Source organism: Oceanisphaera litoralis (assembly GCF_016907015.1).
Classification (GTDB): domain Bacteria; phylum Pseudomonadota; class Gammaproteobacteria; order Enterobacterales; family Aeromonadaceae; genus Oceanimonas; species Oceanimonas litoralis.
Map to the genome: position 1 here is coordinate 1 of NZ_JAFBBE010000012.1, position 17492 is coordinate 17492.

Here is a 17492-nt window from a genome sequence, read left to right on the forward strand (position 1 = left end):
CGGCTTCCGCTTTCTGAAAAGCCCGGAGTTTCTGACCTCTTCCCTGTTTCTGAAAAAACCAGAGCGCATCGAGGCATTGCTGATGGTGATGACCTGTAGCCTGATGATTTATGCAGCGCTGGAGCACCGTATCCGGCAGTCACTACGGCAGAAAGATCTCAGTTTCCCGGATATGAAGAAGAAGCCGAGCCAGAATCCTACCGCGCGGTGGGTCTTCCTGTGCTTCAGCGGCATTCATGAACTTGCGGTGGGAGACGAAACACCGCTGATCGTCAATCTTCAACCGCCGCAACAGACCATTCTTGAGGCACTCGGCAAACGTTACCTGGCCATTTATTCCTGAATTAGGTGCGGAATGTCGGTTAAATACAGCTTGCAACTGATTTGAAAGCCGTCATCGGTTATAATCGATGCCCCTATTTTTCCCAGCCACTTCCTGCCACCGCCTATGCCTCAGAAGTCTCGGCCCACACCACTGTCTACGTCAGATACGCCAGATTCGACAGAGTCCAATCCCTTACCCCCTACCGGCGGCGATTATCAACGCCTGGTGCGTGACAACTACCGCCGGTTAAGCCGGGCCCTGCCCGGTTTTATTCCCCGCCGGGAGCAAAACTACCTGGTGGCGGAAATCGGCAAGGTGCTGCTCGGCCGCTACGACCGGGCCCGGCGCATTCTGGTGGCCGAGGCCGGCACCGGTATCGGCAAATCGCTGGCCTACCTGCAGGCCGGTATTCCCTGGGCGCGAATGAATCAAAAGAAGCTGGTGATCTCCACCGCCACCCTGGCCTTGCAGGAGCAGTTGGTGGACAAGGATCTGCCGCTGTTTCTGCCCCACTGCCAACCCGCCTTTCGCTTCGTGCTGGCCAAGGGCCGGGCTCGCTATTGCTGCGCCCGGCGGCTGCAGGCACTGGCCCGGGGCGAGGCCCAGATCGGCCTGTTTGACACGGCGCAAGCGTTGAGCGCAGGCCAGCAGCAGCAACTGGCCGAGCTGTGGCAGGCCTTTATGGCGGGCAACTGGCAAGGCGACAGAGACAGCTGGCCCCAGCCCATAGACCCTGCCCTGTGGCAGCAGTTGCAGGCGGAGCGACACAACTGCCAGCCGGCGCTTGGCCACCAGCGGTGTCCCTTTCACCTGGCCCGGGCCGAGCTGGAGCAGGCCGATGTGATAGTGGTGAACCATGCCCTGTTACTGGCCGATCTGAGCATGGGCGGCGGCATAGTACTGCCCGAACCCGAACAGTGCCTCTACATACTGGACGAGGCCCATCATATCGCCCCGGTGGCCCGGGATCAGGGCTCGGCCCGGCTGGCCCTGCGCCAGAGCCGGCGCCAGCTGGAACAGTTCAACAAATGGCTGGGCGGCCTGAACGAACTGCTGGGGGACGAGGGTCAGTCGGCGCTGGGCCGGCTGCTACAGAGCCTGAGCCAGCTGATACCGGCGCTGAACGGACTTTATCGCCAGTTGCACGGCGCCCTGCAACGGCGGGAACTGGAGCCAGACAGCCAGGGCTGCCTGCGCTTCAGTCCCGGTGACCTGCCGGTCGGTCTGGATGAATTACTCGGCGTGCTGAAAGAAGACGCTCAGGGGTTCTGTCGCGCCCTGGGCCCGCTGCACAGCCAGTTGAGCGAACAGCTCAAACTCAAACCGAGCCGGGCGGCCACCACAGAGGCCGCCCTGGCGACCCTGAGCCAGCAGCAGTTGCACGGCGAACAACTGCGCGACGGTGCCGAACTCTTGCTGCGCGCCACCGGCCCCAAACAAACACCGCCAGCCCGCTGGCTGGAACTTGCTCAGCCAAACAAGCAACACGACAAGCAGGAACTGCTGCTGTGTGCCACCCCCCTGGCGGTGGGCCATCTGCTGGAGCTATGGTGCTGGTCGCGGGCCGCGGCGGTGGTGATGGTGTCGGCCACCCTCACCGCCCTCAACGACTTCGGTTATTTTCGCCGCGCCGTGGGGTTGCGGGCCGACGATGGCAGCCATTATCTGCGCCTGAATTCGCCTTTTGACTACCAGAGTGCGCGGCTGATCATACCGCCGCTGGAGTGCGAACCGACCGACCCGGATTTTGACGCCTTGCTGGTCGAGCAAATCCCCCTGTGGCTGCAGGAACAGGCCGCCAGCCTGGTGCTGTTTTCTTCCTACCGGCAGATGAACCAGGCCGCCGAGGCGCTGCGGGCCAGGGGACTGTCGCTGCTGGTGCAGGGCGAGGCCAGCCGCCAGGCCCTGCTGCAACTGCACAAGATGAAGTGCGACGGCAAGCAGCCCAGCGTGCTGTTCGGCACCGGCAGCTTCGCCGAGGGGCTGGACCTGCCCGGCCACTACCTGACCAACCTCATCATCACCAAGCTGCCCTTTGCGGTGCCCACCTCGCCGGTAGAAGAAGCCATGGCCGAGTGGATCAGCCTGTGCGGCGGCAACCCCTTCATGCAGTTGGCCATGCCCGAGGCCTCGCGCAAGCTGATCCAGGCCTGCGGCCGCCTGCTGCGTACTGAAACCGACCAGGGTCGCATCGTGCTGCTGGACAAACGGCTGCTCAGCCGGCGCTACGGCCCCGCCCTGCTCGACGCCCTGCCCCCCTTTACCCGGGAGCTGGGTTAGCGCCGCCTTGGCATGCGATTATGAGTTATTGCGCTGTTAACGGTAAATTGTCACAATCCTGCGGTTAACTTTATGCAGGTTGAATGACCAGACCGCCGTGCGCTAGGGTCTGTTGACCTTTCGAGATGACAACGGCTTATCAGAATAAAAATACACATGGCTCAGGAGCCCCAGATGAAAACTCGCTTTACCCTCGCCGCCCTCGCCGTGGCCGGCCTGTCCTTTGGCGCCAGTGCCGCCACCTTTGAAGCAGTGCAGCCTTACCAGATCCATCTGGTCAATGGCAGCAAAACCGCCAACAGCATTACCAAGTCCGTCCACAAGGTGGATCTTGCCGAAGGCAAGCAACAGATTGCGATTTCCTATACCAAGGACTATTCCAATCGCTCCGATCTGCGCCTGCTCAATGGCGACCCGGTGATCATCAGCCTTGATGTGCCCGCCGATGCCGAGCTCACCCTGGATTATCAGCCGCCCGCCAATTATCAGCTGGCGCGCCAGTTTTTACGCGAGCAGGCGACCGAGCTCAGCATCGTAGACAAGAAAACCGGTAATACGGTGCCGGCCGAGCTCACCCTGATCCCGATGCCGGCCGGTCTGGATACCGCCGGTGGTATTCAGGAATCATTGGCAGAAAGAGGCATGGCTTTTAATGGCCGCACCGACGCCGCCGTGGCCGCCGCCGAAGCCAAATTTGGCGATGCGGTGGTAGACGCCGACGCCCTAGACATGCTCAAGCACTGGTGGAACGCCGCCGACAAGGACACCCAGCGCGCCTTCCAGATCTGGACCATACAGCAGCAGTAATGCCTGCCGGGTTACCCAACAAAATGCCGGGCAGTGCCCGGCATTTTGTTGCCTACGATCGTTCATGCAGGTTCAGAACCCCGAGCCCGGCTGCTGCAGAAAGGCCATTTCTTCCGCGGTGGACTCCCGCCCCAGAATGGCATTGCGATGGGGATAACGACCGAAGCGGGCAATAATGTCCCGGTGACGCCGTTCGAATGCCAGGTTATCGGCTACCTCGTTCTTCTCGAAAAGCGCCAGGGCCACGTCGTGCACCTTGAGCGATTCGCTGTGCATCATCGGCATGTACAGAAACACCCGCTGTTGTCGTGTTAATTCCCGCTCTGCCCCCGCGCTTATCGCCTCTTGCGCCAGCACCAGCGCCATGCCGTCGGCGGCAAAGGCCGCGGGTTGATCACGATAAATATGGCGGGAAAACTGGTCAAGCACGATGATCTCGGCCAGCCGCCCCGTTGCCCGGGTGCGCCACTCGAAGCACTCCCCCAGACAGGCCCGCCGGTGCACATCGCCAAAACGCCGACGGATCTCGTCATCCAGCGCCTTGTTCTTTTGCCACCACTGCGCCGGCGTCAGCACCTCAAACCAGAATTGCAGTACCGATTGATACATGATGACTCCCCCGACGTTGCCTCTTTAGCTCACAACCTTAGCTGAGCATACACCACCGCCGGGCGGCGTAACCCCTCCCCACCCCTATTCGTCTACAGGTTCGCGCCGCATGAATACGCGCCTACTGCAACTTAAACCACGGTATCTGGTAGGGTCGAATTTATTCGACCGATGACGTGGTACACCGGCCTGGCGGTCCAATGAATTGGACCCTACAGACTCGTAGCCGCCGCTTCATCTGGGCAATAAAATCACTGCGCCGTGCCAATACAAAAAAGCCCCGACTCTACGGGGCTTGTTCTGGCTGAAGGGGCTGAGATCAGAACACCAGGTGGGCGATAAGCGCAATCACCGGCAGGGTGACCAGGGTGCGCAGCAGGAAGATGACGAACAGTTCCACTATGTTGACCGGGATCTTGCTGCCCAGCAGCAGGGCGCCCACTTCCGACATATAGATAAGCTGGGTCACCGACAGCGCTGCAATCACAAAGCGGGTCAGATCGCTCTCGATGGAGGTCGCCAGAATGGCCGGAATGAACATATCGGCGAAGCCGACCACCATGGTTTCGGAGGCGGCGGCCGCTTCCGGGATCTGCAGCAGATCCAGCAGCGGCACAAAGGGCATGCCCAGCCAGCTGAACAGCGGCGTGGTTTCGGCAATCACCAGCGCCAGGGTACCGAAGGCCATGACCACCGGAAGTACCCCCAGCAGCATATCCAGGGCATTGTGCATGCCGGTACGGGCCACCTGGCCCAGGCTTTCTACCTTGCCGGCACGAGCCAGGGCCAAATGATAGCCATGACTCAGGCGGGAATAGCCGGCCGGCGTGGCTTCAGCATCGGCCGGGCGCGCTTCACCGTTGATGAAGCTGTCTTTCTTCCAGCACAGGGGCGGCAGCCGCGGCACCACGATGGCCGCCACTATGCCGGCCACACACACCGCGATATAGAAGGGAATGAACATGTGCTCCAGCTTCACCTGGGCCAGTACCACCAGGCTGAAAGTGATGGACACCGCCGAGAAGGTGGTGCCGATCACCGCCGCCTCACGCTGGGTGTAATGATGGCCTTCATACTGTTTGCTGGTCAGCAGAATACCTACGCTGCCATCGCCCAGCCAGGAAGCCATGCAGTCTACCGCCGAACGACCGGGCAGACGAAACACCGGTCGCATGATGCCGGTCAGCAGGGTGCCGACAAATTCCAGCAGGCCGAAGTCCAGCAGTAACGGCAACAGCAGGCCGGCAAAAATAAACACCGCAAACAGCACCGGCAGCAGATCGTTCAGCACCAGGCCGCCGGTGTCGCCGCTGTACAGTATCTCGGGGCCGGTCTGGGTGTACACCATCACCACGAACAGGGCGCCCAGCAGCCGGCTGACCAACCATACCGGGCTCACATTGAACAGGGTATTCAAAAAAGCGCTGCGGGTGACAAACGCCGGTTTGAACAGGGTGGCAAACACTGAGGCCAGTGCCGACAGGCTGATAATGCCGGTCACGATGAGGGTGAGCGAACCCGACAGCGCCGCCTGCAGGCTTTTGGCCAGCACCGCTATCATGATGGTCAGATCGCCGTTATAGCTGACCGGGGTCATGAACAGCAGTATGCCCAGCAGCGAGGGCAGCAAAAACATCAGCAGATTGCGTTTACCGACCGCAGCCTGCCCTTTCAAGGTCTTTTCCATGGTGACTCCTTCCTTATCGGGTCACAACGCCCAACTCGGCTATAAAAGGTAGAAACCGCTGTTTTATGCGGTCAGCAAGACATAAATGAATAAATAATCAAACTGGTATCATCTTGCTGAATACTTATTTTACAGCCAAATATATTCAATCAAAAGAAAAAATCAAAACAAACAGCCATCAACATGTTCAATGTTGGATTTTTGTTCCATTTTGTTAACGCGGGCGGGAGTATAGGGACTTTTAGGGGACAGGGAAACCGGGTCGGCGCAAAAAAATAAAAAAGGCTGCCGGGGCAGCCTGTACAACTCATTTGCGCCGGAGCACAGTGTGGATACAAGGGTCAGTTTGCCTTTATCGTCACCCTCGCGAAGGCGGGGGTCCAGTGTCTTTGCAGGCGAACCGCAGTCTGACAGTTCTGCGCTACAGGTCCTGGATTCCCACCTTCGTGGGAATGACAAGAGAGGGCACGTGAGAATGACTACTTAAGCACTCCTGTTATGCGGCATGGCTTATATATATGGCCCAGTCGCTCCTCGGTAAAATGCGCCTCGATCACGCGCCCGGCTTGAACTGATTGCTGTTGGGATCGTAGCGGTAGCCAATTTGTGACATACGCGCCATCAGCTGGCCACTGTCCAGCTCGTAACGGGAAATCAGCGCAGAGAGGCTGTCGCACTCCAGCCGCAGCTTCTCGTTCAGAATGCTCAGCACCATATGATTATCCATTCGTTCCAGTAACGTCCTGTCCATGTCGTTCTCCTGTCTGGCTTTTTTGGCTCTATGTCGCCGTCATCAACGATGACTATAGCCGGAACGGAAAGCCGGAACGAAAAATACTGCCCACCTAAAATACTGTGTATTTAAACAGTATTAGGTTGACCGATATGCCACCGGGTATTACTGTATATAAACACAGTGAATGAGCAACAAGGATCCCGTATGGCCACTCTCTTGCTATCTCGTGAACAGTTACCCCGTGAACCGTTATCTCGTGAAACGGACAATGCAATAGTGCACATTGCGCACTGGAGCAGTACACAACAGACTCGGCTGCTGGCTAAGCTGGCCGCCATCAGCCAAGGTAACCGGGGCTGGATCCTGATTGCCAATGCACCGGCACCACTGTCACGCCGGGCGCTGGTCGACGCAGGCATCAATCCGGCACGGGTCATAGAGGTAAAAAGGGCATCCGGTCAGCTGCTGCAACAGGCCATGGCCTGTACCGGCATTGCCGCCCTGGTGTGCTGGCAGTCGGCCGGTACCGGGCTGCCCACCGGCAGCCATTGCCGTCAAAGTGTGTTCATGATCAACCAGCATAATGCCCTGCCACCCTCCTCCCTTCAGACCAGGTGTACCCCCGGCCATTTCATGGCCGATAAAGCCGGGTTCCCCGGATGCATGCGACCCGCAGCCGGAGACATGGCGTGGCGTGACGCGGGAATACTGCGGCACGATTCGGTGATGCCGAGGTAGAGCCGGCATTCGTGGTGGTTTCAATCGCGGGTTATCCGGGTTCTCGGCAGCAGGATCCGGCCTTGTTCCCATAGAAGCAGCCCCCTATAATAACCGCGATCTCACGCGCATAACTTATAAGAAATTAAAGCTGTATGAATTTTTAGAATAAAGCGAACACGCCGCCCTAGCCCGCACACCCGGTATCCATCGCGTCTACTTGCGCCTTGTCTCGCCCCGGACTCCAACCCACAACCCTGGAACAATAATAATGCTCTCGAACATCAAGCAAACCTGGTTCTTCAACATAAGAGGAGACGTGCTTGCCGGCCTGGTGGTTGCCCTCGCGCTGATCCCGGAAGCCATCGCCTTTTCCATTATCGCCGGTGTCGATCCCAAAATCGGTCTCTATGCCTCTTTCAGCATGGCGGTGGTCATCGCCTTTGCCGGTGGCCGTCCGGGCATGATCTCTGCCGCCACCGGCGCCATGGCGCTGCTGATGGTCACCCTGGTCAAGGAGCACGGCCTGCAATATCTGCTGGCCGCCACCCTGCTGTGCGGTGTGCTGCAGATCCTCGCCGGCTATCTGCGCCTGGGCGAGATGATGCGCTTTGTATCCCGCTCCGTGGTCACCGGTTTCGTCAACGCCCTCGCCATTCTGATCTTTCTGGCCCAGTTGCCCGAACTGACCAACGTCACCTGGCATGTGTATGCCATGACCGCCGCCGGTCTGGGCATCATCTATCTGCTGCCGCTGGTACCTGTGGTAGGCAAGCTGCTGCCTTCGCCCCTGGTGTGCATCATCAGCCTGACTCTGATCGCCATTGCCTTCGGCATCGATATACGCACAGTGGGTGACATGGGCGAGCTGCCGGACAGCCTGCCGGTGTTCCTGTGGCCCGAGGTGCCGCTCAACCTCGAGACCCTGGCCATTATCTTCCCCTACTCTCTGTCGCTGGCCATAGTGGGCCTGCTCGAGTCGATGATGACCGCCACCATAGTGGATGATCTCACCGACACCAAGAGCGACAAGAACCGGGAATGCAAGGGCCAGGGTCTGGCCAACATCGCCACCGGCGCCCTGGGCGGCATGGCCGGTTGCGCCATGATTGGCCAGTCGGTGATCAACGTTAAATCCGGCGGTCGCGGCCGGCTCTCTACCCTGGTGGCGGGCGTGGTGCTGCTGATCATGGTGGTGTTCCTCGGCCCCTGGGTATCGCAAATTCCGATGGCCGCCCTGGTGGCGGTGATGATCATGGTGTCTATCGGTACCTTCAGCTGGAACTCGATTACCGATCTGAAAGCGCATCCGGTCAGCTCCAGCATTGTGATGATCGCCACCGTGGCCACCGTGGTATACAGCCACAATCTGGCCTATGGTGTGCTGGTGGGCGTGCTGCTCAGCGCCCTGTTCTTCGCCAACAAGGTGGGGCAGATCCTGTATGTGGGCTCCGCCAGGGCCGACGATGGCGCCCGGGAATACCGGGTAGTGGGACAGGTGTTCTTCACCTCCGCCGAGCAGTTTGTGGCCGCCTTCGACTTCAAGGAAGTGGTGGAACGGGTACGTATCGATCTGAGCCGGGCCCATTTCTGGGACATTACCGCCATTGGCGCCCTGGACAAGGTGGTACTGACCTTCCGCCGGGACGGCACCGAGGTAGAAGTGATCGGTCTGAACGAGGCCAGCGCCACCCTGGTAGATCGCTTTGCCGAGCATAAGGATCCCAAGGCTGTCGAAAAGCTGATGGGCCACTAAATTAAGGGAATAACGATGACGACCAATGTAATGGCATGTATCGATGGCTCCAGTCATGCCGGCGCCGTGTGTGATTTCGCCAGCTGGGCCAGTCTGCGGCTGGATGCCCCCCTGACCTTTATTCATGTGCTGGATAAAACACGGCAGCCGGGCCTGGCCGATTTAAGCGGCACCATTGGCCTTGGCACTCAGGAGCATCTGCTGGAAGAGCTGGCCAGCCTGGATGAAAAACGCTCCCGGCTGGCCAAGGAGCAGGGCCGGCAGATGCTGGACGCGGCCCTTGCTCGCGCCATTAAAGACGGCGTTAATGAGCCAAGCAGCCTGCAACGCCACGGTGAGCTGGTGGAAACCCTGGTGGAATTCGAACCCCGGATCCGGCTGCTGGTATTGGGCCGCTACGGGGAAGACAGCGGCTCGCCCTTTGCGCATCTGGGCAGCCATGTAGAGCAGGTGATCCGTGCCGTGCACAGCCAGGTGCTGATCACCCTGGGCGAATTCAAGGCACCGCAGCACATCATGCTGGCCTTTGACGGCAGCGCCACCACCCGCAAGGCCGTGGAAATACTGGCCCAGAGCCCGTTGTTCAAGGGGCTGACCTGCCATCTGGTACTGGTCGGTGCCGACACCGACGATCACCGGGAACAGCTGAACTGGGCCAAAACGACCCTGGAAGCCGCCGGTATCGACGCACCTGCCACCATCATCGCCGGGGAAGTGGAGAAAGTGCTCGGCCAATATCAGCAGGATAACCATATCGACATGATGGTGGTGGGCGCCTACGGCCATTCCCGTATTCGCCAATGGCTGGTGGGCAGCACCACCACCACCATGATCAGCACCGCCCGGGTACCGCTGCTGATACTGCGCTAAGGTTTATCCGGCACTAAAAAAACCACCGGGAGCCAGGGCCCCCGGTGGTTTTTTTCTGCCTGAATGGAATCGGCGGGAAACCCGGTTCCCGCCCGATCACATCATCGGCTTACACCACGCCTTTTTCACGCAGGTATTCTTCGTAGTTGCCACTGAAGTTGCGCATGCCGTCTTCGCTCAGCTCGATAATGCGGGTGGCCAGCGACGACACGAACTCCCGGTCGTGCGACACGAAGATCAGGGTGCCCTGATACATTTCCAGCGCCATGTTCAGCGACTCGATGGATTCCATGTCCAGGTGGTTGGTGGGTTCATCCATCACCAGAATGTTGGGCTTTTGCAGCATCAGTTTGCCGAACAGCATGCGACCCTGCTCACCCCCCGACAGCACCCCGACTTTCTTCTTGATGTCATCCTGGCTGAACAGCAAACGACCGAGAATGCTGCGAATGGTCTGCTCGTCGTCGCCGGCCTGCTGCCACTGGCTCATCCAGTCGAATACCGTGATATCCATGTCGAAATCGTCGGCATGATCCTGGGCGTAATAACCGATGGTGGCGTTGTCCGACCATTTGTAATGGCCGCTGACGGGCGCCAGTTCACCGACCAGGGTCTTGACCAGGGTCGACTTGCCGATACCGTTGGCGCCGAGAATGGCGATGCGCTCGCCCACTTCCACCAGCATGTTCAGGTTCTTGAACAGCAGCTCTTCGCCATAGCCCTGCGACATCTTTTCCATTTCCAGCACATTACGATAGAGCTTCTTGTCTTGCTCGAAACGCAGGAAGGGGTTCTGCCGACTGGAGGCCTTGACTTCTTCCAGCTTGATCTTGTCCATCTGCTTGGCACGAGAGGTCGCCTGACGGGCCTTGGAGGCGTTGGCGCTGAAGCGGGCCACAAACGACTGCAGATCGGCAATCTGGGCCTTCTTCTTGGCGTTGTCGGACATCAGCCGCTCGCGGGCCTGGGTGGAGGCCAGCATGTAGTCGTCGTAGTTGCCCGGATACACCCGCAGCTCGCCGTAATCCAGATCCGCCATGTGGGTACAGACGCTGTTCAGAAAGTGACGATCGTGCGAGATGATGATCATGGTGCTGTTGCGCTCGTTCAGCGCCCCTTCCAGCCAGCGAATGGTATCGATGTCCAGGTTGTTGGTGGGCTCGTCGAGCAGCAGCACTTCCGGATCGGCAAACAGTGCCTGGGCCAGCAGTACCCGCAGTTTCCAGCCCGGCGCCACTTCGCTCATGGGACCAAAGTGCTGCTCGACCGCAATGCCCACGCCCAGCAAGAGCTCGCCGGCACGGGACTCGGCGGTGTAGCCGTCGTACTCGGCGACCTTGCCTTCCAGCTCGGCGGCGCGCATATAATCGTCATCGCTGGCTTCCATATTGGCGTAAATGGCATCACGCTCCTGAATGGCGGCCCACAGCTCGGTATGCCCCATCATCACCACGTCCAGCACGCGTACCTCTTCGTAGGCGAACTGATCCTGACGCAGCTTGCCCAGCCGCTCGTTGGCGTCCAGGCTGACATTGCCGGCGCTGGGCTCCAGATCCCCGCCCATGATTTTCATGAAGGTAGACTTGCCGCAACCGTTGGCGCCGATAAGGCCATAACGGTTGCCGTCGCCGAATTTGACGGAGATATTTTCAAACAGCGGCTTGGCGCCGAATTGCATGGTGATGTTGTTGGTGGAAATCAAGAAGCAGACTCACAGTTAACGAAACGAAGAAAGGCGCTATCGCCGAAGGTCGACAAGGATACCGACAGTGGGCCCAAAGTTCAAAGAATGCGCAATATTTATACTCACAAGGGTGCCGGATGACTACTTTTTCTGCGGTATCCGGCGATACCAAAGCATCAAGGAGAATAAAAGGAAGCAGGTTCTTTGGTCGGATTGAGATGCTCATCGAATGGATTGACCGTTTGATGGGCTGGGTCTGACTACATAAATAGGAATAAGCCGCGTTTTTTTATATCATATTGGCTCATTTAAAGGTCACCCTATGGAGAGCACGGTGCACTCAGATTATCTTACTACCGCCCTGATTGCCGAGGTGGAAGCCATCGCCCGGGAGGCGGGTGCCGCCATCATGGACATTTATGGCCGGGATTTTTCCATCGAGCAAAAAGCCGACCAGTCACCGCTGACCGAGGCCGACGCCGCCGCCCACCGGCTGATTGACGCTCGCCTGAACCAGTTATCGCTGCACCTGCCGGTGCTGTCGGAAGAAGACACCGGGCAATTCGGCGGCGCCGACGTCCAGGGCCGTTACTGGCTGGTCGACCCGCTCGACGGCACCAAGGAATTCATCAAGCGCAACGGCGAATTTACCGTCAACATTGCGCTGATCGAGCAGGGCAAGCCGGTACTGGGCGTGGTCTATGCCCCTGCGCTGGCGCTGTGCTACACCGCCGCCCGGGGATATGGCGCCAGCAAGACCGACGCCGAGGGTAATAAAAGGTCGATTAAGGTCGCCGAGCATAACGCCGGTACGCCCTGGCGGGTGGTCGGCAGCCGTTCACACGCCGGTGACGCCATGCCGCTGTTGCTCGAGCAACTGGGTGAGCACGAGCTGGTGGCCATGGGCAGCTCGCTCAAGTTGTGTCTGGTGGCCGAAGGCGCCGCCGATGTGTATCCGCGGCTGGGGCCCACCTCGCTGTGGGACACCGCTGCCGCCCATTGTGTGGCAGAGCAGGCCGGCGGCCGGGTCATACAACTCGATGGCCAGCCGCTCGGCTACGGCAACCCGCAACAGTTGCTCAACCCTCATTTTCTGGTAGTGGGCAACAGCAGCCAGGACTGGCCGGCGTTGTTTTAACACCTAGGTGACATGTACGCCGATCTGTTCCCTCCCCTGAAGCTCGGGTTAACAGAACGGCCGCAGGGTGCAACGCAAGGGGAGGGTTAGGGAGGGGTTACTGTAGGGCAACACCCCCACCCCGCCTCCCCCTGGCGATAATCCTCCGTTATACCTGTGACCCAGCTGCACAGGGGGAGGAGCAGTTCAACGCCTTCGGTTGGTTTGTCGGTTTAGCTGCAAACTTACCTCGCCACCAGCACATCGCAGGGCAGCGTGCTCAAAAAACTGGTGGCGACGCTGCCGATCAGCAGCCGGCCGATGCCATGACGCCCATGTGTACCCAGCACCAGCAGTTGCGGGCCATGCAGCGCCACCGCGTTATTCAGACAGGCCTGAACGCCCCCTGCCATAATATCGGGCCGAATACGGCTTTGGTCATCTTCGGCCATAAAATGCGCCATCTCGGTTTTAATTTCCCGGGTAATCCGCTCCTGCTGCTGCCTGATCATGTCATCGATATCCTGTTGATCGTGGTGTACCAAGCCGGTAAAAGGCGGGTCGAATACATGAACCAGCCGAATCTCCGCCTCCGGCGCCAGCCACAGGGCCGCCTTCAGGGCATGGTGCGAACTGCGGGAAAAATCCGTTGCCGCCAGCACATGCTCATAGGTATCGGTAGCGTCGGTACTGACCATCAGCAGGGGGATGTCGCAGTGGCGCAGCAGTCGCTCGGCGGTGGTACCGACAAAGAGATCCCGTAACGGCTCTATATGATGCCTCCCCACGATCAACAGATCGGCCTTCAGTGCCTCGACCGTTTTACCCAGGGTCTGATACGGCTTGCCCAGTAACACATGGCAGCCCCCGCGCGCCTTGACGTCATCGGGGGCAAGATCGAAGAAGCCCTGCAGCGCCATTTCTGCCGCCTTTTTCAGGCGATGGCGCACCGAAATTTCCACCATTGGCTCATAGAGGGTCAGTGCATCATCCACCACATGGACCAGATGCAGGCTGGCCTTGAGCCGAACGGCAAGCTCGACCGCCCTGTTAACCACCAGCATGGACTCCTGTTCCAGATCGATAGCAGCAAGCAGTGTTTTCATCTCGACTTTCCTTCTAGTGGCAACTGGTAAGCAACACCCTATAACTGATATGGATTCTGGCGCTGGTTTGCCTTTATCGTCACCCTCGCGAAGGCGGGGGTCCAGTGCCTTTGCAGGCAACCAGCAGCCTGACCGTTCTGCGCCACACGTCCTGGATTCCCGCCTTCGCGGGAATGACGACAGAGCCACAGCTGTTATGCAGCATTACTTAGCGGAAAACAGGGGAGCGTAACGGCTCCTCGATGAACCTATAATGAGCATTCCCGCTTTTGATAACAAAATCAAATCAACGCGGCGCTTTATGACCCCGGCACACCCGCCGGCACCGGCTTTTGATTTTCCTCGCCCGGCCTTTGGTTTACACTAGCGACCCTTCACGCCCCATTTTTCAGGAATCTCAGTGTTAACAGCAGAAACCGCCATGCGCTGGCTAACCGCCGGTTACATCGACCACTACATCTGTGAAAACTGTCACGGCATCCACCTTTCCGAGCTGCAGGGGCAGGACGGCGTACTGGAAAGCCGACTGTTCGTGGAACATGAAGACGCCATTCTCACCACGGAAATCGAGGTGCGCCCCACCGCCCTGCTGGCGCTGGTGGCCGATCTGGGCCGACTGAACATGAACTACCCCAGCCTCAAGGTATTTGTCGATATCGTCGACGACAACCTGCCCCGCCTGATCGTGGCCGACTACCTGCATACCCGGGCCGGTATGGATCAGCCGCAGTTTTTGTGGATAGTGCAGCAAACCATGATGGCGACTCAGCAGCTGCTGCTCGAAATCACCGAACTCGGCTTTCTGATGCAGGACGACGAGCCGCAGAAAACCCCCTCGGCTGTGCATTAAGCCCGCAACTTGTTCAGGGTTAAGCCAGTCGCACGTTTTTTTACTGAAAAGCCTTGAACAAGCACCGGCAAGCCGTTAAATTACGCCCCGTTCCCAAGCGGAGCCGAGTGAAGGACACACTCGAAAATAAAATACCAAAATCTGGTGAGGTGTCCGAGTGGCTGAAGGAGCACGCCTGGAAAGTGTGTATACGGCAACGTATCGAGGGTTCGAATCCCTCCCTCACCGCCACATTAAAACCCCAAGCATTTCAAATGCTTGGGGTTTTTTAATGCCTGAAAACCGGCGGCCTGACACCTGCTGTCCTGGTTCCTTTCGGGCAATCGAATGACAAGCCCTTCCTCAAACAGTACTCTCGCTCTTCACATGCAGTTTTTCTTTCTGGCTACCCGAGTCGTAATGGGTGTACATAGGCGCTCCTGATGGAGGGTTCGACGTGAATGCAGTTGTACGGCTTGAACATGATTTTTCCGAGATAGTGGATGCCATTGCCGGCCCCGGCATCGGCCTTTTCCCCGACTTTATCGATGCCGATATGGTCGCCGCCCTGCGCCACGACCTGGCCACCCTGCCCCCCGGGGAACTGACCCCTGCCGCTATTGGCCGGGAGCGGCGGCAGCAGACCAACGAAAAAATCCGCACCGACAAGACCCGCTGGCTGGAGGGTGACACCCCGGTACAGCGCTGTTACCAGGCGCAGATGGCCGAATTGCAGCGACAACTGAACCGCCAGCTGTTTATGGGGTTGAAAGACTACGAATGCCACTATGCGCTTTATCAGAGCGGGGACTTTTACAAGAAGCACCTGGATGCCTTTCGTGGCCGGGGCAACCGCCGGATCACGACCGTGCTGTATCTCAACGACGACTGGCAGTCGACCGATGGTGGCGAGCTGCTGATCTATCCGGCGCGCGGAAAAACCGTCATGCACCGGGTCTTGCCACAAGCCGGCACCCTGGTGTGCTTTCTGTCGGAGGACTTCCCCCACGAGGTACTGCCGGCCAACCGGGATCGGCTGAGCATTGCCGGCTGGTTTCGTATCGACGACCCGGTCGCCCCGACAAGTCGGCTGTGACCGGCACCGATCACTAACCGGCAAAACAAGACGCCATTTATTAACCGTTTAAAAAATAAAGCCACTTTAAATATCGATTTACCATCAAGATGGCTTTATTTATCACATTTCAATATTTTTGCTTTTCATCCCGATGTCACTCTGCCAACCTGAGTTCATTCTCATAGCGCAAGACATTAAGGATGATCTCATGTGTTCTATCTTCGGTATTCTCGAACTCAAATCCGATCCCGCCGCCCTGCGCAGCCGGGCGCTGGAGCTGTCCAAGCTGTTGCGCCACCGGGGCCCCGACTGGTCCGGCGTCTACAGCAGCGACAACGCCATTCTGGTCCATGAGCGGCTGGCCATCGTCGGCCTGGACAGCGGCGCCCAGCCCCTGTTGAACCCGGCCAAAACCCACGCCTTGGCGGTGAACGGCGAAATCTACAACCACAAGGAGCTGGAAGCCACGCTGACCAGTGACTTCGAGTTTCAGACCCAGTCCGACTGCGAAATCATACTGGCGCTGTATCAGGAAAAAGGGCCCGAGTTTCTCGACGATCTCAACGGCATTTTCGCCTTCGTGCTCTACGACGAGGCGCAGGACGCCTACCTGATCGGCCGCGATCACATGGGCATTATCCCGCTCTACACCGGCCACGACGAGCTGGGCAACTTCTATGTTGCCTCCGAAATGAAGGCGCTCACCCCGGTGTGCAAGACCATCCAGGAGTTTCCTCCCGGCTACCTGCTGTACAGCAAGGAAGGCCAGCTGCGCCGCTATTATCAACGCGACTGGGAAGCCTACGCGGCGGTCAAGGACAAGACTTCCAGCGTGAGCGAGCTGCGCGAGGCGCTGATGGCGGCGGTCAAGCGCCAGCTGATGTGCGACGTGCCCTACGGGGTGCTGCTCTCCGGTGGCCTGGACTCGTCGGTGATCTCCGCCATCGCCAAGATATATGCGGACCGTCGGGTAGAAGACGGTGACAACAGCGAAGCCTGGTGGCCCCGGCTGCACTCCTTCGCCGTGGGCCTGGAGGGCGCACCGGACTTGATTGCCGCCCGCAAGGTGGCCGATCACCTGGGCACCGTGCATCACGAGCTGCACTATACGGTACAGGAAGGGCTCGACGCCCTGCGCGAGGTGATCTATCACCTGGAAACCTACGACGTCACCACCATTCGCGCCTCGACCCCCATGTACCTGATGGCGCGTCGCATCAAGGCCATGGGCATCAAGATGGTGCTGTCCGGCGAGGGCTCGGACGAGCTGTTCGGCGGCTACCTGTATTTTCACAAAGCGCCCAATGCCCGGGAATTCCACGAAGAAACGGTGCGCAAGCTGCAGGCGCTGCACCAGTTCGACTGCCTGCGGGCCAACAAGTCGATGGCCGCCTGGGGCGTGGAAGCCCGGGTGCCCTTCCTCGACAAGGAATTCATGGACGTGGCCATGCGCCTGAACCCGGCCGACAAGATGTGCGGCAACGGCAAGATGGAAAAACACATACTGCGCGAAGCCTTCAGCGATCTGCTGCCCCATGAAGTGGCCTGGCGCCAGAAGGAACAGTTCTCCGACGGTGTGGGTTATTCCTGGATAGACAGCCTGAAGGAGATGGTGGAAGCGGAGGTCACCGATCAGATGATGGCGGCGGCGACCTTCCGCTTTCCGCTCAACACCCCCACCAACAAGGAAGCCTATTATTACCGGGCCATCTTCGAGGGCCACTTTCCGCAGGAGTCCGCCGCCCACTGCGTGCCCTGCGGTCCGTCGGTGGCCTGCTCTACCCCCACGGCGCTGGAGTGGGACGAGCAGTGGAAGAACATGGCCGATCCCTCCGGTCGGGCAATAAAAGGTGTGCATACCCAGTCTTACTGAGCCGGTTGTCAGCCCCGC

General features: G+C 59.0%; 14 protein-coding genes, 1 tRNA gene and 1 pseudogene. 11 read left to right on the forward strand and 5 right to left on the reverse strand.

Annotated features, from left to right (window positions below):
- The 3 genes and pseudogenes from HNR62_RS08750 to HNR62_RS08760 form a co-directional block, all read left to right on the forward strand.
- Window positions 1–343: pseudogene (locus HNR62_RS08750) on the forward strand (IS1634 family transposase); the annotation flags it as partial.
- Window positions 344–547: 204 nt separating this feature from the next.
- Window positions 548–2605, forward strand: coding sequence for an ATP-dependent DNA helicase DinG (dinG, locus tag HNR62_RS08755; protein WP_239552705.1), 2058 nt, complete (start codon window positions 548–550; stop codon window positions 2603–2605).
- Between the two features lie 174 nt (window positions 2606–2779).
- On the forward strand, window positions 2780–3412 hold the full coding sequence (locus HNR62_RS08760) for a YccT family protein (protein ID WP_204795708.1): 633 nt from the start codon (window positions 2780–2782) through the stop codon (window positions 3410–3412).
- Window positions 3413–3484: 72 nt separating this feature from the next.
- Here HNR62_RS08760 and HNR62_RS08765 read toward each other — a convergent pair whose 3' ends face one another.
- The 3 genes from HNR62_RS08765 to HNR62_RS08775 form a co-directional block, all read right to left on the reverse strand.
- The gene (locus HNR62_RS08765) at window positions 3485–4021 is read right to left on the reverse strand and encodes a DUF924 family protein (protein WP_204795709.1); all 537 of its coding nucleotides are present in this window, start codon (window positions 4019–4021) and stop codon (window positions 3485–3487) included.
- A 319-nt stretch (window positions 4022–4340) separates the two neighbouring features.
- The gene (locus tag HNR62_RS08770) at window positions 4341–5708 is read right to left on the reverse strand and encodes a YjiH family protein (protein ID WP_204795710.1); all 1368 of its coding nucleotides are present in this window, start codon (window positions 5706–5708) and stop codon (window positions 4341–4343) included.
- Window positions 5709–6261: 553 nt separating this feature from the next.
- Window positions 6262–6459 (reverse strand): DUF4250 domain-containing protein, encoded by a 198-nt coding sequence (locus HNR62_RS08775; protein ID WP_204795711.1) that lies wholly within the window; start codon window positions 6457–6459, stop codon window positions 6262–6264.
- Window positions 6460–6648: 189 nt separating this feature from the next.
- Here HNR62_RS08775 and HNR62_RS08780 point away from each other — a divergent pair, with 189 nt between their 5' ends.
- The 3 genes from HNR62_RS08780 to HNR62_RS08790 all read left to right on the forward strand — a co-directional run bounded on the left by HNR62_RS08780 (window position 6649) and on the right by HNR62_RS08790 (window position 9787).
- The gene (locus HNR62_RS08780; protein WP_204795712.1) at window positions 6649–7182 is read left to right on the forward strand and encodes a hypothetical protein; all 534 of its coding nucleotides are present in this window, start codon (window positions 6649–6651) and stop codon (window positions 7180–7182) included.
- 250 nt (window positions 7183–7432) lie between these two features.
- Window positions 7433–8917 carry a SulP family inorganic anion transporter gene (locus HNR62_RS08785; protein WP_204795713.1) on the forward strand — a complete coding sequence of 495 codons (1485 nt, stop codon included), beginning with the start codon at window positions 7433–7435 and terminating at the stop codon, window positions 8915–8917.
- Window positions 8918–8932: 15 nt separating this feature from the next.
- The gene (locus HNR62_RS08790; RefSeq protein ID WP_204795714.1) at window positions 8933–9787 is read left to right on the forward strand and encodes a universal stress protein; all 855 of its coding nucleotides are present in this window, start codon (window positions 8933–8935) and stop codon (window positions 9785–9787) included.
- Window positions 9788–9896: 109 nt separating this feature from the next.
- On the opposite strand, the gene HNR62_RS08795 is transcribed toward HNR62_RS08790, so the two are convergent.
- On the reverse strand, window positions 9897–11489 hold the full coding sequence (locus tag HNR62_RS08795; protein WP_204795715.1) for an ABC-F family ATPase: 1593 nt from the start codon (window positions 11487–11489) through the stop codon (window positions 9897–9899).
- 316 nt (window positions 11490–11805) lie between these two features.
- Between HNR62_RS08795 and cysQ the strand changes: the two genes are divergently transcribed.
- Window positions 11806–12609: a 3'(2'),5'-bisphosphate nucleotidase CysQ gene (gene cysQ / locus HNR62_RS08800; RefSeq protein WP_338044093.1), complete on the forward strand. Its 804-nt coding sequence runs from the start codon at window positions 11806–11808 to the stop codon at window positions 12607–12609.
- A 224-nt stretch (window positions 12610–12833) separates the two neighbouring features.
- Here the strand turns inward: cysQ and HNR62_RS08805 are convergent, their stop codons facing one another.
- Window positions 12834–13694 (reverse strand): universal stress protein, encoded by an 861-nt coding sequence (locus HNR62_RS08805; RefSeq protein ID WP_204795717.1) that lies wholly within the window; start codon window positions 13692–13694, stop codon window positions 12834–12836.
- Window positions 13695–14115: 421 nt separating this feature from the next.
- Here HNR62_RS08805 and HNR62_RS08810 point away from each other — a divergent pair, with 421 nt between their 5' ends.
- The 4 genes from HNR62_RS08810 to asnB all read left to right on the forward strand — a co-directional run bounded on the left by HNR62_RS08810 (window position 14116) and on the right by asnB (window position 17474).
- On the forward strand, window positions 14116–14544 hold the full coding sequence (locus HNR62_RS08810; protein ID WP_204795785.1) for a YbjN domain-containing protein: 429 nt from the start codon (window positions 14116–14118) through the stop codon (window positions 14542–14544).
- 143 nt (window positions 14545–14687) lie between these two features.
- A tRNA-Ser gene (locus tag HNR62_RS08815) sits at window positions 14688–14775 on the forward strand.
- 205 nt (window positions 14776–14980) lie between these two features.
- A complete protein-coding gene (locus HNR62_RS08820; protein WP_338044094.1) occupies window positions 14981–15619 on the forward strand; it encodes a 2OG-Fe(II) oxygenase in 639 nt (212 codons plus the stop codon).
- Between the two features lie 190 nt (window positions 15620–15809).
- A complete protein-coding gene (asnB, locus tag HNR62_RS08825; protein ID WP_204795718.1) occupies window positions 15810–17474 on the forward strand; it encodes an asparagine synthase B in 1665 nt (554 codons plus the stop codon).
- Window positions 17475–17492: the final 18 nt, after the last annotated feature.